Below are 16,206 nucleotides of genomic sequence, written 5' to 3' on the forward strand. Positions count from 1 at the left end.
CTGATTCTTCGCCGCAAGTCTATTTTAGCGCCTATGGGGTCAAGCCCGGGACGACAGCGGAGCGCGAGGCGGGCGCGTGCTCATATCATGACGATGCGCGCTGGTCCGGGACGACGGCGGAAGGTGAGGCCGAACGGCCAAGCACCAAACTCGCTGTCATCGCCCGGCTTGACCGGGCGATCCAGTATTCCAGAGGCGGTGGAGATGGAGCCGAGGTGCCGCGGCGTACTGGATCACCCGCTTTCGCGGGTGATGACGATCGAATGTGCGGTGGGTTGGTCCAACTCACACGCCAGACTCGGTACAGTACTCCGCTCGGCACGCGACCGCCCGAACTACTTCCTGATCTTCACGCCCTTGGTCGTGAATCGCTGCGCGCGCGGCTCCGGGCGCACCGGCCGTCGTGTCGTCGCGGCCTTGCCTGTCCCGGGCGGCTGATGCGCAGGCACCAGTTGTTCGGGGCGCGAGCCGATCAGGTCGCTGCGGCCCATCGCCTTCAGCGCCTCGCGCAGCACCGGCCAGTTGTCCGGGTCGTGATAGCGCAGGAACGCCTTGTGCAGGCGGCGCTGGCGCAGGCCCTTGATGGCTTCGACCTTGTCGCTGCCGCCGCGGCGGACGCCGCGCAGCGGGTTGACGCCGGTGTGGTACATCGCGGTGGCGGTCGCCATCGGCGACGGCAGGAAGGTCTGCACCTGGTCGGCGCGGTAGCGGTTGCGCTTGAGCCACAGCGCGAGGTTCATCATGTCCTCGTCGCTCGTGCCGGGATGGGCGGCGATGAAATAGGGGATCAGATAGTACTTCTTGCCGGCCTCGCGCGCGGCGGCGTCGAACATCTCCTTGAAGCGGTCATAGGTGCCGATGCCCGGCTTCATCATCTTGTCGAGCGGGCCGCGTTCGGTATGCTCGGGCGCGATCTTCAGATAGCCGCCGACATGGTGCGTGACCAACTCCTTGATGTAGGCGGGGCTCTCGACCGCCAGATCATAGCGCACGCCCGAGGCGACCATCACGCGCTTGACGCCCTTGACCTCGCGCACCTTGCGATACAGCCGGATGAGATCGTCATGCGAGGTGTTGAGGTTCGGGCAGATCTCGGGAAACACGCAGGACGGCCGGCGGCAGGCGGCCTCGACCTTCGGGTCCTTGCACGCCATCCGGTACATGTTGGCGGTCGGGCCGCCGATGTCGGAGATCACGCCGGTGAAGCCCGGTGTCTTATCGCGGATGCGCTCGATCTCCTGCAGGATCGATCCTTCCGAGCGGCTCTGGATGATGCGGCCCTCATGCTCGGTGATCGAGCAGAAGGTGCAGCCGCCGAAGCAGCCGCGCATGATCGTCACCGAGAACTTGATCATCTCCCACGCCGGGATCTTGGCATCGCCGTAGGACGGATGCGGCGCGCGGGCGTAGGGAAGATCGTAGACCGAGTCCATCTCCGCCATGGTCAGCGGGATCGGCGGCGGGTTGAGCCAGAGGTCACGGTCGCCATGGCGCTGCACCAGGGGGCGCGCATTGCCGGGATTGCTCTCCCGGTGCAGCACGCGCGAGGCGCGGGCATAGGCCTCCTTGTCGGTCTCGACCTGCTCGCAGGAGGGCAGGCGGATGACGACGTCGCCCTTCTCGCGCGCCGCGCCTTCATCGGCGGAGTCAAGATCGTCGGCGTGGAGCTCGACAAAGCCCTCGGGCACACGGCGGAACACGGCCGTGCCGCGGATGGAGTCGATCTCCTTGGGCGACTGGCCGGCGGCGAGCCGATGCGCGACCTCGATGACGGCGCGCTCGGCATTGCCATAGATCAGAATGTCGGCCTTGGCGTCGGCCAGCACCGAGCGGCGCACCTTGTCGGACCAGTAGTCGTAATGCGCAATCCGGCGCAGCGAGGCCTCAATGCCGCCGAGCACGAGCGGCACGTCCTTGAACGCCTCGCGGCAGCGCTGCGCATAGACCAGCGTGCAGCGGTCCGGCCGCTTGCCGCCTTCGCCGTTCGGCGTGTAGGCGTCGTCGCTGCGGATGCGGCGGTCGGCGGTGTAGCGGTTGACCATGGAGTCCATGTTGCCGCCGGTGACGCCGAAGAACACGCGCGGCTTGCCGAGCGCCTTGAACGGCTCGGCCGACTGCCAGTCGGGCTGGGAGATGATGCCGACGCGGAAACCTTGCGCCTCAAGCAGCCGGCCGATGATCGCCATGCCGAAGGAGGGATGGTCGACATAGGCGTCGCCGGTGACCAGCACGATGTCGCAGGCGTCCCAGCCGAGCGCGTCCATTTCCTTGCGGCTCATCGGCAGGAACGGCGCAGGCGTGAGGTCGGCGCGATGGCGCGGCCAGGAATTCAGCGGCGGGGCTATGGGGAGGGCGATGTTCATCGCCCACGCATAAGGCCGCAGGCCGGCGAGTTCAACCGAACCCCTGGCCGGTGGGTGCCGGCCCGGATCAATTTGTCCGGAATGGTTCCCGCGGGGTGTCGCGGGGCGCCGGGCCTTCAGGCGACCGGGGGCTCAGCCGATCTCCTCGGAGGCGCCGTTGCGCCGCTTCAGCCAGCCATGGCCGAAGAACGCCAGCAGCGAGGCGGCCGCCAGCATGATCCAGATCGAGGGCATCTTGGAGCGCGGGCTGCCGCCGGCCTCGCCGACCGTGCGCGGGTCCTGCATCATGCCGGTGTTGTTCATCGAGACCAGCCGCATGTCCGCGCCCTCGGCGGTGCTGCCGCGCAGGCCGGCCACCGCCGGCTGGGCCTGGCCGTCGGTCGTCAGCATCCGGCCCATCTGGGCGCCGGCATAGGCGGCCGTGCCATCGTCGCCCTGCGGCGTGTCCATCGTGGGCTGTGCCGCCCGGCTGCCGCCAGGCAGCTGCGCGAACGAGTTCAGATTGGCCGGGTGGTGCGGCTTGGGCGGATGCTCTGCCATCCGCTCCGGCTTCTCGGCCTTGTCCGCGGTCTTCAGGCTCTGCGGCACGGCGACGCGGACCTGCGGCCGGGCGTGGGACGGCTGGATCACGGCGAGCATCCGCTCGGACCACGCCATGTAGGCCTTGCAGGGCGTATTGCAGTATTGCCCGTTGACCATGTCGTCCTTGGCCTCTGCGGCACCGGGCGCCGCGAGCAGCACCGTCGACAGCAGCGCCGCAGCAGCGCCGAGCGTCAGTCTCGATCTCACTTGGGACGTCGCTTGCAAATGGCCGTTCATCGCAATTTCCCCCGTCGCGGTTTCACGCCGTTTCGGAGATAACGACAGCCGTGATGGTCGAGAGTTGGATCAGATCGCGTCAACATCCGGATGAGTTTGAGGTCAATTTGCTGATGCGAGGCGTTCCTAAGAAGCGACAAGCGCTGCTGTTCGACATCGACGGCACGCTTGCCGACACCGATGCGCTGCATCTGGAGGCGTTCAACACGGTGTTTGCACCGTTCGGCCATGTGTTCGACCGTGCGCGGGCGGCACGCGAACTGCTCGGGCGCTCCAACGCATCGATCGCTGCCGAGTTTCTGCCATATGAGCCGGCGGAGCGGCGCGACACGATCATGGCGCAGAAGGAGGCCGTGTTTCGCAGCCTCGCTGCCGGCCAGGTGCAGCCGCTGCCGGGTCTGATGGCGCTGCTCGATCGCGCCGCGGCGGCGGCGATCCCGATCGTGGCAGTGACCAACGCGCCGCGCGCCAATGCCGAGCTGATCCTCGCCGGGCTCGGCATCACCGACCGGTTTCGCGCCATCATCATCGGCGACGAGCTGCCGCACGGCAAGCCGCACCCGCTGCCTTATCTGGAGGGGCTGCGCGCGGCCGGCGTCATGGCGGATGATGCGGTCGCGTTCGAGGATTCCCGCGCCGGCATCACGGCTGCAACCGCTGCGGGCATCGTGACGGTGGGCATGCGCACCAATCTCAGCCATGACGATCTGATTGCCGCCGGCGCGATGCTCACCGCGGCGACGTTCGACGAGCCCGAGGTGCTGGCGCTGGTGCGAGGGGCGTGAGTCGGCGAACAAGCGCGCAGGTTCAACGCGAGGAGACGAAATATTTCGGCGATGACGGTCTTTGAAATGTCCAGGCGATGCCTAGCTGCTCGCCCGCCGACATCGATCGGCATGATCGCGCACGGCGACAGCGTTGCGGCAGCAGCCGCGCCGGCCGCGCGCGACTTGGAGATCCCTCATGGACATCACCACTCTGATCCAGCCGGCCCTGTTGGCCGGGGCGGTCATTGCGCTGCTTGCGTTGCTGAAGCTTTCCAACGTCATCCGCTACATCCCCAACAACCAGGTCGGCATCGTCGAGAAGCTGTGGAGCATCCGCGGCTCGGTCGCCGACGGCTTCATCGCGCTGAACGGCGAGGCCGGCTTCGAGCCCGAGGTGCTGCGCGGCGGCCTGCATCTGTTCTTTCCCTTCATGTACCGCATCCACCGCTCCGACCTCGTGACCGTCGGCCAGGGCAAGATCGCCTATGTCTTTGCCCGCGACGGCGCGCCGCTCGGCGCATCGCAGGTGCTGGGCGCCAACGACAGCGACGACAAGAGCGACTTCCAGGACGCGCGCCGCTTTCTTCTGGCCGGCGGCCAGAAGGGCCCGCAGCGCAAGGTCCTGCGCGAGGGCACCTATGCGATCAACACGACGCAGTTCGCGATCATCACCGACGAGCGCGTCTACGGTCATGCGCTGAGCGACCAGGAGCGGATCGTGCTCGACGCCATGCAGCTGACGATCGCCGAGCGCTGGGGCTTCACGCCGGTCATTCTGGCGGCCGATCATGATCTCGTCGGCATCGTCACCGTGCATGACGGCCCGTCGCTGCCTCCCGGCGAGATCATCGCCCCCGAAGTCGGCACCGAGCTGCGCGATGCCGCCACCTTTCACAACAATTTCCAGGAGCCCGAGAAATTCCTCGCCGCCGGCGGTCATCGCGGCCGCCAGCTGCAGGTCATCGTCGAGGGCACCTGGTACATCAACCGGCTGTTCGCGACCGTCGAGGAGGTGCCGAAGACGATCATTCCGGTCGGAAATGTCGGCGTCGTCATCTTCTACACCGGCCCGCGGACGGCCGACGTCTCCGGCGAGACCTATCGCCATGGCGAACTGGTCGGCAATGGCGGCCGCGGCGTCTGGAAGGATCCGCTGCTGCCGGGCAAATACGCGTTCAACACCTATGCCGGCAAGATCGAGATCATCCCGACCGTCAACTTCATCCTTAAATGGGTGCGCGGCGAGGTCGGCGCGATGAAGCTCGACGAGAACCTGTCGGAGATCTCGCTGATCACCAAGGACGCGTTCGAGCCGACGCTGCCGCTCTCGGTCGTGATGCACATCGACTACAAGAAGGCGCCGATGATCATCCAGCGCTTCGGCGACGTGAAGAAGCTGGTCGAGCAGACGCTCGATCCGATGGTGTCAGCGTTCTTCAAGAACGTCGCGCAGAAGATGACCTTGATTGAGCTCTTGCAGAACCGCGCCGCGATCCAGGAGGAGTCGGCGGCCCAGATGAAGGTGAAGTTCGAGGGCTATTCCCTCGAGCTGCAGGAGGTCCTGATCGGCACGCCGCGGGCGGCGCCCGGCGACCAGACCATCGAGAACATCCTGATCCAGCTGCGCATGCGGCAGGTCGCGCGCGAGCAGGTCGAGACCTTCCAGGAGCAGGAGAAGGCTGCGGTGCAGGAGCGCACGCTGAACGAGGCCAAGGCGACGGCGGCGGCGCAGGCGGCGCTGACGCAGTCGCTGATCCAGATCCGCGTCAACGAGAACGAAGGCGCGGCCGCGCTCGCCCGCGCGCAGAAGGACGCCGAGACGCGCAAGGTGACGGCGGCCGCCGTCGGCGAGCAGTCGCGGCTCGAGGGCCAGGGTGAGGCTGACCGTGCGCTGGCGGTTGGTGCGGCCAACGCGCAGGCGACCAAGCTCGCGGTCGACGCCTATGGCGGACCGGAGTTCAGGCTGGCCGAGCAGAACTTCGCCAAGTTCGCCGACGCGCTGACCCGAATCAACCAGCCGCTGGTGCCGCAATTCCTGATGTCCGGCGGGCAAGGGCAGGAGAGCGGCAACTCCGGCCTGATCCCGACGGCGATGCTGAGCTCGATGTTCGGCCGCATGATGCCGGAAGCGCTGGAGCAGTTGAAGCGCGAGGCGCCGCGCGCCGCGCGACAGTAAGGCTGAACGAAGTGGGACGGCGAGCTGACATGTTGCTGACATCGCACAACAGCTTGCCGTCACCGCGTCCGCGCAATGGTCGCCCCGAACGCGGCCAATGCATCGGCCGCCATGAGATCAAGGTGAGACGCATGCGCAATTTGGTGATCACGGCCGGTCCTTCGGAAGAGCCGTTTCGAGTGATGCTGCCAGCCGATGACGGCACGTCGGCGATCGATTCGCGCGGCCGCCGCGTGCGCCTGGGTGGCCGCGCCAATCGTTCGCCGCAGCGATTTCGCTGGGCGCGCCCGTCACGCGCCATGATCGTCATTCTCCGGGGCCTGAGGGCGACGCTGTCGGTGCTGCTGCCGCCGGAGAGCCAGAGCCCTTCCGACGCGGACGTTGCTGCGTTCATCGAGACGCCACCGGCGCCGCCGCGGCTGCGCCTTGTTCGCGATTGCGGCCAGGCGCTCGACATGCCCGCTGCTTCACCCGTCGTGCCGAGGGCGGCCGTTCTCGACGCGATCACGCCGCGCCATCAGGTCGGCGGCCTGCGCACGCGGTACCGGCGCTGAGCGCGCAGGCGACGGTCTTGTCCCGACCTTCATGCCATGAGATTGAAGTGACCGCGGCGGTCCGAAAGCGTCCTGTGCTCCTCCGTCGCGAGAGGTCAGGATCGCATGTTTATTTTGCGCCGTCTGCTTGTGTCGATCGCGCTGCTGCTCGCCCCGGCGGCGCTCGCTTCCGACAAGCCCGGCGAGATCAAGGGCTCGGTGCTGGAGCCGACAGCCGAGAACCTCGCTCTGACCTGGGCCAAGGCCAATGTGGTGCTGCCGGCGGTGCTGGCAGGCGGCCGGCGGTGGGAGGGGCATGCCGAGGACGCGCCCGATGTGATCGGCATCGTGCCGCTGGTCGTGGTGATGCACGGATCGAGTGGCGTCGCGCCGGCGATCAAGGAGTTTCAGGCGTGGCTCGCCGATGAGCTCGGCGCGGCATCGGTCGCACCCGACAGTCTCGCGATCCCGGACCGGCTGACTTATGCCTCGCCGGTCGATGTCGCGATCTACGAGCGCGTTCATGCGTTGCGGCTCGCTGAACTGGAGACCGCGCTGAAGACGTCGCGCGACTGGAGCTGGGTCGACCGCCAGCGCGTCGTGCTCGCCGGTACCAGCGAGGGCTCGGTCGCGGTCGGCCGCTACGCCGGCAAAGATGTCGCCGCGCGCCTGATCTATTCCTGGTCGTGCGAGGACAACTACTTCGTCACCGCGCCGCAGCTCGGCATCGGGCCGAAGGAGCCGGTGCTGAATGCGATCTCGGCGCGCGATCCGTACTTCTCGGCCGCCAATCCCTGGAACAACGACCGCGGCGTGACCGGTTCCTGCGCCGCGGCGCTGAAGGACGATCCGAAGGCGGAGGTGATGGTGATCGATGCCGACGTGCATACGATCCTGAACCTGCCAGAGGTGCGCGAGCGGACCGCGCAATTCCTGCGCGGCATCCTGAATCCCTGAGGCGGCCGCGTCCATGAATGTTCGGAGTGCCAAAACGTGCTGAGACTGCTCGTCCTCGAAGGCAATTCACTGGCCGGCCGGCGCCGCTGGGCGGAGATCACCGGGCATACGCCGTCGGAGAGCTATGCCGACGTGCTGCGTGCGCTGGCGCCGGACGCCGTCGTTGACATCGCCACGCCCGCCGATGCCGATGCGCGGCTGCCGCAGCCGATCGATGCCTATCAGGGCATCGTCATCACCGGCTCGGCGCTCAACATCTATCAGCGCGAGCCGGAAGCGCTGCGCCAGATCGAGCTGGTGCGCACGATCTTCGCGCAGGGCGTGCCGATGTTCGGCTCGTGCTGGGGCCTGCAGCTTGCGACGGTCGCGGCGGGAGGCGAGGTCTCGCTCAATCCGGCGGGGCGCGAGGTGGCGTTCGCGCGCAAGATCGCGCTGACAGAAGCTGGTCGCGCCCATCCGATGCATGCGGCGCGCGGCGAGGTCTTCGACGCGCCGGCCATTCACAGCGATATCGTGACCACGCTGCCGCCGGATACGACGGTCACGGCGCGCAACGCCATGAGCGAGGTGCAGGCCGCCGAGATCCGCAGTGGACGCGGCCGGTTCTGGGGCGTGCAGTATCACCCCGAATTCAGCCTGCAGGACCTCGCCTGGGTGATCCGGCGCATCGGCCTGCCGCTGGTCGATGAGGGATTCTTCGGCGATCTGGCCGAGCTGGAACGCTATGCCGCAGATCTCGCGACCCTGCACCGTGACCGTACGCGGCGCGATCTTCTCTGGCGCCTCGGGCTCGACCAGGACGTGGCGAATGACACGCTGCGCCAGGCCGAGATCAGCAACTGGCTCGCCTCGCTCGAGCGTCGCTGAGCGGGCTACTTCATGAACTGGATGATCAGCGGCGCCAGCGCCACGTTCATCAGTCCGACCAGCACCATCACGAGGCCGGCGATCGCGCCTTCCTCGCGGCCGATCTGGTGGGCGCGCGCGGTGCCCGCGCCATGCGCGCCGACGCCGAACAGCGCGCCCTTGGCCAGCGTCGAGCGCAGCGGCAGCCGCGCCAGCACGATATCGCCGACGGCAGCGCCGATGATGCCGGTGAGCACGACGAACACCGCGGTGAGATCGGGAATGCCGCCGATCTCGCCGGAGACCTCCATCGCGAACGGCGTGCTCATCGAGCGCGGCAGCAGGCTCAGCCGCAACTCGCCGTCGATGCCGAGCAGATAGGCCAGCGCCCAGCTGGTCGCAACTGCGGTGAGGCTGCCGGCGATCATGCCGGCGAGCAGCAGCGGCCAGCGGCGGCGGATCAGCGCGCGCTGCTCATAGATCGGCACGGCGAAGGCGACCGTGGCGGGGCCGAGCAGCGCCACCAGCCAATGCGTGCCGCGGATGTAGTCGCGATAGGAGACGTTGAGCGCAAGCGCCGCGATCATCAGCAAGGCCGGCGCGACCGCGAGCGGCATCAGCCACCAGCGCGGCCAGCGCAGGTGCACGCGCTTGGCGAGCAGATACAGCAGGATCGTCGCCAGCGACCAGACCGCGGCCTGGACCAGCGGCTCACGCCACAGCGCGGCGAGCGTCATGACGTTCGGTCCAGCGGTAGCAGAGGTCGACGGTGAGCGCGGTCACGCACATCACGGCGGTGGTGCTCACGATGATGAGGGCGAAGATCTTCAGGCCGAGCATGCCGAACAGCTCGCGATGGTCGAGCAGCGCCAGCACCGCCGGCACGAAGAACAGCAGCATCTCTGCCAGCATCCAGTTGGCGCCGCGCTTCATGCTCGCGACCTTCAAGCCGCCGGCCAGGAACAGCACGAGCGCCAGCGCCATGCCGATGATGCCGCCAGGCAGCGGCAGGCCCGTCGCGCGGGCCAGCGCCTCGCCGGCCGCCCAGAACGCGCCGAGCAGGCCGATCTGCACCAGACGGTTGCGGCGAAGCAGGCGGTGCGCCGGGATAAGAATATTGCGCTGCATCATGAGTGGTGTCCAAGAACCCTATTGTTGCAGCAAAGATATATCGCAGCGCAGCATGTACAAAATGAATTGAGTGAATGAACTTCAGTCGAAATCGGAATAGTATGTCCCATTATGGAACTCAGGACGTTGAAAACCTTCGTGGAAGTCGTCCGCCAAGGCGGCTTTTCCCAGGCCGCCAAGGTCGTCTTCGCCACCCAGTCGACCGTCAGCAAGGCAGTCAAGCAGCTGGAGGACGAACTGGGCCTGCCGCTGCTGGACCGGCTCGGGCACAGGAGCCGCATGACCGCGGCGGGCGAGATCGTCTATCGCCGGGCGATCCGGCTCCTGGCGGAGCGCGACGATCTGCAGGCCGAGCTTGCCGAGCTGCGCGGGCTGAAGCGCGGCGTGCTGCGCCTCGGCCTGCCGCCGATCGGATCGAGCACGCTGTTTGCGCCGTTGTTCGCGCTCTACCGCCAGCTCTATCCGGACATCGAGATCCGGCTGGTCGAGCACGGCAGTGACCGCCTCAGCGAGTTGCTCGCCGCCGGCGACATCGATTTCGCCGGCCTGCTGCCGCCGATCGCCGACGAGTTCAGCGCCCAGATCGTGCGCCGCGAGCCGCTGATGGCGCTGATCTCGGTCGATCACCCGCTGGCCCAGCGCGACACCATCACGTTGGCCGAGCTGCGGGACACGCCGTTCGTGCTGTTCGAGGCGGGCTTCGCGCTCAACCGCATCATCCGCGAGGCCTGCCGCCGCAACGGTTTCGAGCCGGTCGTGGCGGCGCGCAGCACGCAGATCGATTTCATTGCCGAGCTTGCCGGCGCCGGTCTTGGCGTCGCCTTCCTGCCGCGCATGATCGCGACCCAGCGCACGCAGGTGCCGATCAGCCTCGTCCTGCTCGACGAGCCCGATACGGAATGGACTCTGGCGATGGCGTGGCGCCGCGGCGCCTATCTCTCGCCGGCCGCGGCCGCATGGCTCAGGCTGGTCCGCGAGCGCGGCGAGGCGTGAGTCCTTAGGACCGTTCGCTGAAAGCACCTCCGCCCGATCGAGCGCGTTGCTGATGATGCGATGTCTGCGCGGTCATTGGACAGATGGTGCGTCAGATCGCGGGGGGCAGGGAACGGCACGAGCTGACGACGGTTGCCCTCGGCGCTGACTCGTTGTTCTGCGCCCTTGAAAGGACAATCGATGAGTGAGCACGATCGCACAAACTCGGGCCGCAAGCCTGAGGAACAACACGAGACGCAAGGCGCAGCACCTCCTGAGGTGAAGCAGCATGAGGCGGAAAAGATGCCTTCGGCCGGGCCGCATGCGCGGCCCGAACTGACCGACAATGACAAGACCCCTGGCACAGGCATGTTGCCGGAGCCGGGCGACGCCAATCCGAGTCCGACAGGCTAACTCAAGGCGCGCAACTCAGAGCGTGCGGAACTGGCACCGCTCTGACGGCGTTTCTGCTGGCTCCGAAACAACGTGGCGCGCCCAGGCGTGCCGCGCACTTACTTGTTGAAGTGGAGAAGCGGAATGTGCCGCTGGATCGCGTATCGCGGTGAGACGACGGCGTTCGAGCACTATGTGACCGAGCCGGAACACTCGCTGGTCACCCAGAGCATCCGCGCGCTCGAATCGACTGCAGGCACCAATGGCGACGGCTTCGGGCTTGGCTGGTACGGTGACCATCCCGAGCCTGGGCTCTATCGCGAGACCCGCCCAGCGTGGTCCGACGAGAACCTGCGCTATCTGTGCCGGCATCTGCATTCGCATCTGTTCTTCGCACATGTGCGCGCCGCGACCGGCACCGCCGTGACGCGCCAGAACTGTCATCCGTTCGCCTGCGGCCGCTGGCTGTTCATGCACAACGGCTTCGTCGGCAGCTGGAACAGGCTGCGCCGCAAGGTCGAGGCGATGATCCCGGATGCGCTGTATCCGTCGCGGCTGGGTACGACGGATTCGGAAGCTGTGTTCCTCGCCATTGTCGGCGCCGGCATCGATCAGGACCCGATCGCTGCGACCTCGAAGGTGCTGCGCGCGCTGTGCCAGCTGGTCAACGAGGACGGGCTGCGCGAGCACCTGCGGTTCACGTCCGCATTGTCGAACGGCCACGACCTCTACGCGTTTCGCTTCGCCGCCAACGACCGCGCCAATTCGCTCTACTACCGCGAGGATGGCGATCAGGTGATCGCCGTCTCGGAGCCCTACGACAAGGAGCCGGACTGGATCGAGGTTCCGCCCGACCACGTGCTGGTCGCGCGCGCGTCCAGGCCTGCGGAAATCGTTCCGCTGTTTACCGCTGCGTCTGGCGGTCATGTCGCGGAACGCAGGAGATCACAGAGGGTTATCGGCGGCACATAAAACAACAGGACTGGTGATCCGCGATGTGCGGAATTTGTGGTGAAATCAGCTATTCCGGTCAGCCCGCGCTGGCGGCGCTGGGCCGGGTCAACGATGCGATGCAGGCGCGCGGTCCCGATGCGGCCGGCCTCTACATGCAAGGCGGCGTCGCGCTCGGTCATCGTCGGCTCAGCATCCTCGATCTGTCAGCGGCCGCGGAGCAGCCGATGATCGATGCGGCGCTGGGTCTCGGCATCGCGTTCAATGGCTGCATCTATAATTTCCGCGAGCTCCGGGGAGAGCTGCAGGCCAAGGGCTACCGCTTCTTCTCGGACGGCGACACCGAGGTGATCCTCAAGGCCTATCATGCCTGGGGCAATGCTTGCGTGCAGCGTTTCAAGGGCATGTTCGCCTTTGCGCTGTGGGAGCGTGACAGCGGGCGCGTCGTGCTGGCGCGCGACCGTCTCGGCATCAAGCCGCTCTACTATACAGAAGGTGCGGGTTTCTTCCGCTTTGCCTCGTCCTTGCCGGCGCTGCTGACGGGCGGCGGGGTCGACACATCCATCGACCGGACGGCATTGCACCACTTCTTCAGTTTTCACGCCGCCGTTCCGGCGCCGCGTACGATCCTCAATGGGGTGAAGAAGCTCGAGCCGGCAACATTGCTGACGATCGAGCCCGATGGAACGCAGCACCGCGAACGCTATTGGCAATTCAACGTCGGCCAGCAGCGCCCGACCGATCGCGCCATGAGCGAGGAGGAGTGGTCGGATGCGTTGCTCGACGCGATGACCTCGGCGGTGGACCGCCGTCGCGTCGCCGACGTGCCTGTCGGCGTGCTGCTGTCCGGTGGGCTCGATTCGTCATTGCTGGTGGCGCTGCTGTCCAAGCTGGGACACGAGGACATCCGCACCTTCTCGATCGGCTTCGATGCCGTCGGCAAGCACGCTGGTGACGAGTTTTACTACTCGGACATCATCGCGCGGACCTTCGGCACCAATCACGAGCAGATCAGGATCGGCGGCGAGCGCGTGCTCGAAGCCTTGCCCGGTGCCATCGCGGCGATGTCTGAGCCGATGGTCAGCCACGACGCCGTGGCGTTCTATCTGCTGTCTTCTGAAGTCGCCAAGCGGGTCAAGGTGGTACAGAGCGGGCAGGGCGCCGACGAGGTGTTCGGCGGCTACAGCTGGTATCCCGGCTTCTTGTCGGCGAATGATGCCGTGCAGCAGTATCAGAACGCCTATTTCGATTGGAAGCAGGCCGACCTGCAGCGGCTGCTGGCTCCGGAACTGCTCGGCGACGATTTGAGCCGCGAGCTTGTTGAACGCTTCTTTGCCGATCATGGCGGCGCCTCCGCGGTCGACAAGGTGCTGCAGATCGACACCGAGATCATGATGGTGGACGATCCCGTCAAGCGGGTCGACAACATGACCATGGCGTTCGGGCTTGAAGCCCGCGTGCCGTTCCTGGATCACGAGGTGGTGGAGCTCGCTGCGCGCATGCCGGCCGAGCTGAAGGTAAAGAACGGCGGCAAGCATATCCTGAAGGAGACCGCGCGCCGCTGCGTGCCGGCGGAGGTGATCGATCGGCCCAAGGGCTATTTCCCGGTGCCGTCGCTGCGCTATCTGCGCGGGCCATTCCTCGACTACGTGCGCGACGTTCTCAACGATGACAAGGCACGCACGCGCGGGCTTTATCAGCGCGATTTCATCGACCACATGTTGCGGAACCCCGAAGCCGAGATGAGCCCGAAGGGACATTCGCGGCTGTGGCAGGCGGCCCTTCTCGAAGCCTGGTTGCAGACCCACGGCGTTTGATATCTGACAGGATTGATCACATGGGATTGGACCCGAGAATACTCGAGCGGCTCAGGCTGGGCCTGAGCGACGACGAGCAGCGGCTGGTGATCCGCTCGGCCACCGGCGGCGAGCGCGTCACCGAATATTCCTTCGGCATCGAGGAAGAGTATTTTCTCGTCGACGCGAAGACGCTGGACGTCGCGATTCGTACGCCGGATGATCTGTTCGAAGCGGCGAACTGGTCGACCGGCGGCCAGGCGATGCGCGAGATGCTGCAGTCGCAGCTCGAGGTCGCAACCAACGTGCATGTCGATACGGGCGATGCGCGCGAGGAGCTGAAATTCCTGCGGCGGGAGGTTGCCAGCGTTGCCGGGCAGTATGGCCTGACCATTCTGGCGTGCTCGACGCATCCGACCGCGACGTGGCGAAGCTCGCAGCCGAGCCCGAAGCCGCGCTATGCCGAGATGATGGAGGATCTGCGCTTCGTCGGCCAGCGCAACATGCTGTGCGGCATGCACGTGCACGTCCAACTGCCCGATCCCGAGCGCCGCTTTTCGGTGATGCGGGCGATGATCCCCCATATCCCCGTCTTCATCGCGCTCTCGGCATCTTCGCCGTTCTGGAATTCGCGCGAAACCGGGCTGAAGGGTTACCGGTTGGCGGCCTATGACGAGTTGCCGCGCACCGGCCTGCCTGAGCTGTTCACCTCCAAGCAGCAATACGACCGCTATGTCGCTGCGCTGACGAGGTCGGGCGTCATGCCGGACGAGAGCCATATCTGGTGGGCGATGCGGCCCTCGCTGCGCCATCCGACGTTGGAGCTGCGCGCGCCCGATGTCTGCACGTCGGTCGACGACGCCGTGGCGATCGCCTCGCTGTATCGCGCCCTGGCGCGTCATCTTTGTCTCAACCCGGAGCTCGCCGAGGCCGTCGGCAATGTCGAGCGCGCGATCGCTGTCGAGAACAAGTGGCGCGCGCAGCGCTATGGTACCGACTGCCTGTTCGTGACCGAGGATGGCCCGGTCACGGGCCAGGAGTTTCTGAATCAAATGATCGCCGATATCGCGCCGCATGCGGAGGCGCTCGGCTGTCTCGCGGAGGTCGAACGCTGCCGCACCATCATGCAGTTCGGCAGCTCGGCGGACTATCAGCTGCAGGCCTATCGCGAATCGGGCGGACAAATGTCGGCGGTGACGCAGTGGATCGCGGCGGCGACCGTGTCGCGCGCAGAGCCGCCGCGCTCGCAGGCGCCGGTGGAGCCCGCGCAGTGACGCCCGTCTAGGCCGCCGGCTTGATCACCCGGCCGTCGTGCGCGACGAGGCGGCCGTCCTTGTACACGGACCGTCCTTTGGGAACGGCGACAACCGCCTCCGGGATGTGCTCCGCGCTCAGGGTGACGAAGTCCGCGCGGGCGCCGACACGCAGACCGTAGTCGGCAAGGCGCAAGGCCTTGGCGCCGGCTTCCGTGACCAGATCGAAGGCGATGCGCAGGTCGTCATCGACATAGAAGCCGGAGCGGTAGCCGACCATCATGGCGCGGTTCAACAGATCACCGTCGCCATAGGGCCACCAGGAATCGCGGATGTTGTCGTTGCCGCTGAACACGGTGACGCCGGCGGCGCGCAGCAAAACGACGGGCGGGAAGGGGCGCGCACCCGGCGCGTTGGTCATGATGGCGACGCCTGACGCCGCCAGCACATCGGCAATCTTGTTCAGCGGATCTGCCGGCAGGTCGCCGAGCCCATAAGCGTGGCTGACTGTAACATGGCCTTGCATGCCGAGCGCGCGGGTGCGGGTCGCGATCTGCTCAAGCTCGAACAGCCCGAGCATGCCTGGATCGTGCAGATGGATGTCGACATCGACGCCGTGCTTGTGCGCCGTGCCGAACACGACATCGAGATGCTTTTCCACGTCACGATCGAAGCTTGCCGGATCGAGCCCGCCGACGACGTTCGCGCCGAGCTTGATGGCTTCGTCGAGCAGCTCCGGCGTACCCGGGCTCTTGAGGATGCCGCTCTGCGGAAAGGCGACGAGCTGGATCTCGATCAGGTCGCGATATTCTTCGCGCACGCGCAGGATCGTCTCGAGGGATTTCAGCCCCACCGAGCCGTCGACCATCACGTGGCTGCGCATCCGCGTGGTGCCGTGGCCGATGCACAGATCGAGCTGGTTGCGGGCGCGCACGTCCATCGGCGCGGCGGCGGCGATGTTCTGCGCCTGGAACGTGACGCGCTCATGCACGTCGAAGCCGTTGGTGCAGGGCTTGTGCGGCTTCCAGGCATCGCCATAGAAGCTGGTGTCGAGATGGATATGGCCCTCGATGAAGCCGGGCACGACTAGCGCGCCGCCGAGATCGATCACCTCGCGCGCGTCGGGCCGCTCGGTGTCGGCCAGCAGACCGCTGATGCGGCCATTGTCGACCGTGATCGCATGGCGCGCGCCGCGGTCGAGCCGTGCATTGATGAACAGCTTGTCGACGGTCGTCATCCCACTGATCCT

The 16,206-nt window shown here is 66.5% G+C and carries 15 protein-coding genes; 10 read left to right on the plus strand and 5 right to left on the minus strand.

What is annotated here, in order from left to right:
* Positions 1-335 precede the first annotated feature (335 nt).
* Both QQL87_RS33810 and QQL87_RS33815 read right to left on the minus strand, forming a co-directional pair.
* Entirely contained in the window at positions 336-2,363 is a 2,028-nt protein-coding gene (locus QQL87_RS33810) for a YgiQ family radical SAM protein (RefSeq protein ID WP_284423470.1), read from the minus strand.
* Between the two features lie 132 nt (positions 2,364-2,495).
* A complete protein-coding gene (locus QQL87_RS33815) occupies positions 2,496-3,152 on the minus strand; it encodes a hypothetical protein (RefSeq protein WP_349817311.1) in 657 nt (218 codons plus the stop codon).
* A gap of 137 nt (positions 3,153-3,289) precedes the next feature.
* Between QQL87_RS33815 and QQL87_RS33820 the strand changes: the two genes are divergently transcribed.
* From QQL87_RS33820 to QQL87_RS33840, 5 genes are all read left to right on the plus strand, one after another.
* Positions 3,290-3,967: an HAD family hydrolase gene (locus QQL87_RS33820; RefSeq protein WP_284423472.1), complete on the plus strand. Its 678-nt coding sequence runs from the start codon at positions 3,290-3,292 to the stop codon at positions 3,965-3,967.
* A gap of 178 nt (positions 3,968-4,145) precedes the next feature.
* Positions 4,146-6,125: an SPFH domain-containing protein gene (locus tag QQL87_RS33825; RefSeq protein ID WP_284423473.1), complete on the plus strand. Its 1,980-nt coding sequence runs from the start codon at positions 4,146-4,148 to the stop codon at positions 6,123-6,125.
* A gap of 131 nt (positions 6,126-6,256) precedes the next feature.
* Positions 6,257-6,679, plus strand: a complete 423-nt coding sequence (locus tag QQL87_RS33830; protein WP_284423474.1) for a hypothetical protein — start codon at positions 6,257-6,259, stop codon at positions 6,677-6,679.
* A 105-nt stretch (positions 6,680-6,784) separates the two neighbouring features.
* Positions 6,785-7,615, plus strand: a complete 831-nt coding sequence (locus tag QQL87_RS33835) for a dienelactone hydrolase family protein (protein WP_284423475.1) — start codon at positions 6,785-6,787, stop codon at positions 7,613-7,615.
* A 36-nt stretch (positions 7,616-7,651) separates the two neighbouring features.
* Positions 7,652-8,482: a type 1 glutamine amidotransferase gene (locus QQL87_RS33840; protein ID WP_284423476.1), complete on the plus strand. Its 831-nt coding sequence runs from the start codon at positions 7,652-7,654 to the stop codon at positions 8,480-8,482.
* A gap of 5 nt (positions 8,483-8,487) precedes the next feature.
* Here QQL87_RS33840 and QQL87_RS33845 read toward each other — a convergent pair whose 3' ends face one another.
* The gene (locus QQL87_RS33845) at positions 8,488-9,198 is read right to left on the minus strand and encodes an LrgB family protein (RefSeq protein WP_284423477.1); all 711 of its coding nucleotides are present in this window, start codon (positions 9,196-9,198) and stop codon (positions 8,488-8,490) included.
* Positions 9,173-9,592 carry a CidA/LrgA family protein gene (locus tag QQL87_RS33850; protein ID WP_284423478.1) on the minus strand — a complete coding sequence of 140 codons (420 nt, stop codon included), beginning with the start codon at positions 9,590-9,592 and terminating at the stop codon, positions 9,173-9,175. The genes QQL87_RS33845 and QQL87_RS33850 overlap by 26 nt, the downstream gene beginning before the upstream one ends.
* A gap of 111 nt (positions 9,593-9,703) precedes the next feature.
* Between QQL87_RS33850 and QQL87_RS33855 the strand changes: the two genes are divergently transcribed.
* The 5 genes from QQL87_RS33855 to QQL87_RS33875 all read left to right on the plus strand — a co-directional run bounded on the left by QQL87_RS33855 (position 9,704) and on the right by QQL87_RS33875 (position 14,978).
* Positions 9,704-10,585, plus strand: a complete 882-nt coding sequence (locus tag QQL87_RS33855) for a LysR family transcriptional regulator (protein ID WP_284423479.1) — start codon at positions 9,704-9,706, stop codon at positions 10,583-10,585.
* Positions 10,586-10,765: 180 nt separating this feature from the next.
* The gene (locus tag QQL87_RS33860; RefSeq protein ID WP_284423480.1) at positions 10,766-10,978 is read left to right on the plus strand and encodes a hypothetical protein; all 213 of its coding nucleotides are present in this window, start codon (positions 10,766-10,768) and stop codon (positions 10,976-10,978) included.
* A 123-nt stretch (positions 10,979-11,101) separates the two neighbouring features.
* Positions 11,102-11,929, plus strand: a complete 828-nt coding sequence (locus tag QQL87_RS33865) for a class II glutamine amidotransferase (protein ID WP_284423481.1) — start codon at positions 11,102-11,104, stop codon at positions 11,927-11,929.
* A 23-nt stretch (positions 11,930-11,952) separates the two neighbouring features.
* Positions 11,953-13,725 (plus strand): N-acetylglutaminylglutamine amidotransferase, encoded by a 1,773-nt coding sequence (locus QQL87_RS33870; protein WP_284423482.1) that lies wholly within the window; start codon positions 11,953-11,955, stop codon positions 13,723-13,725.
* 20 nt (positions 13,726-13,745) lie between these two features.
* Complete coding sequence (locus tag QQL87_RS33875) at positions 13,746-14,978, plus strand: carboxylate-amine ligase (protein ID WP_284423483.1); 1,233 nt, start codon at positions 13,746-13,748, stop codon at positions 14,976-14,978.
* A gap of 7 nt (positions 14,979-14,985) precedes the next feature.
* On the opposite strand, the gene QQL87_RS33880 is transcribed toward QQL87_RS33875, so the two are convergent.
* On the minus strand, positions 14,986-16,194 hold the full coding sequence (locus QQL87_RS33880) for an amidohydrolase family protein (protein WP_284423484.1): 1,209 nt from the start codon (positions 16,192-16,194) through the stop codon (positions 14,986-14,988).
* Positions 16,195-16,206: the final 12 nt, after the last annotated feature.

The sequence above is a fragment of the Bradyrhizobium sp. SSBR45G genome (assembly GCF_030159255.1).
Taxonomy (GTDB): domain Bacteria; phylum Pseudomonadota; class Alphaproteobacteria; order Rhizobiales; family Xanthobacteraceae; genus Bradyrhizobium.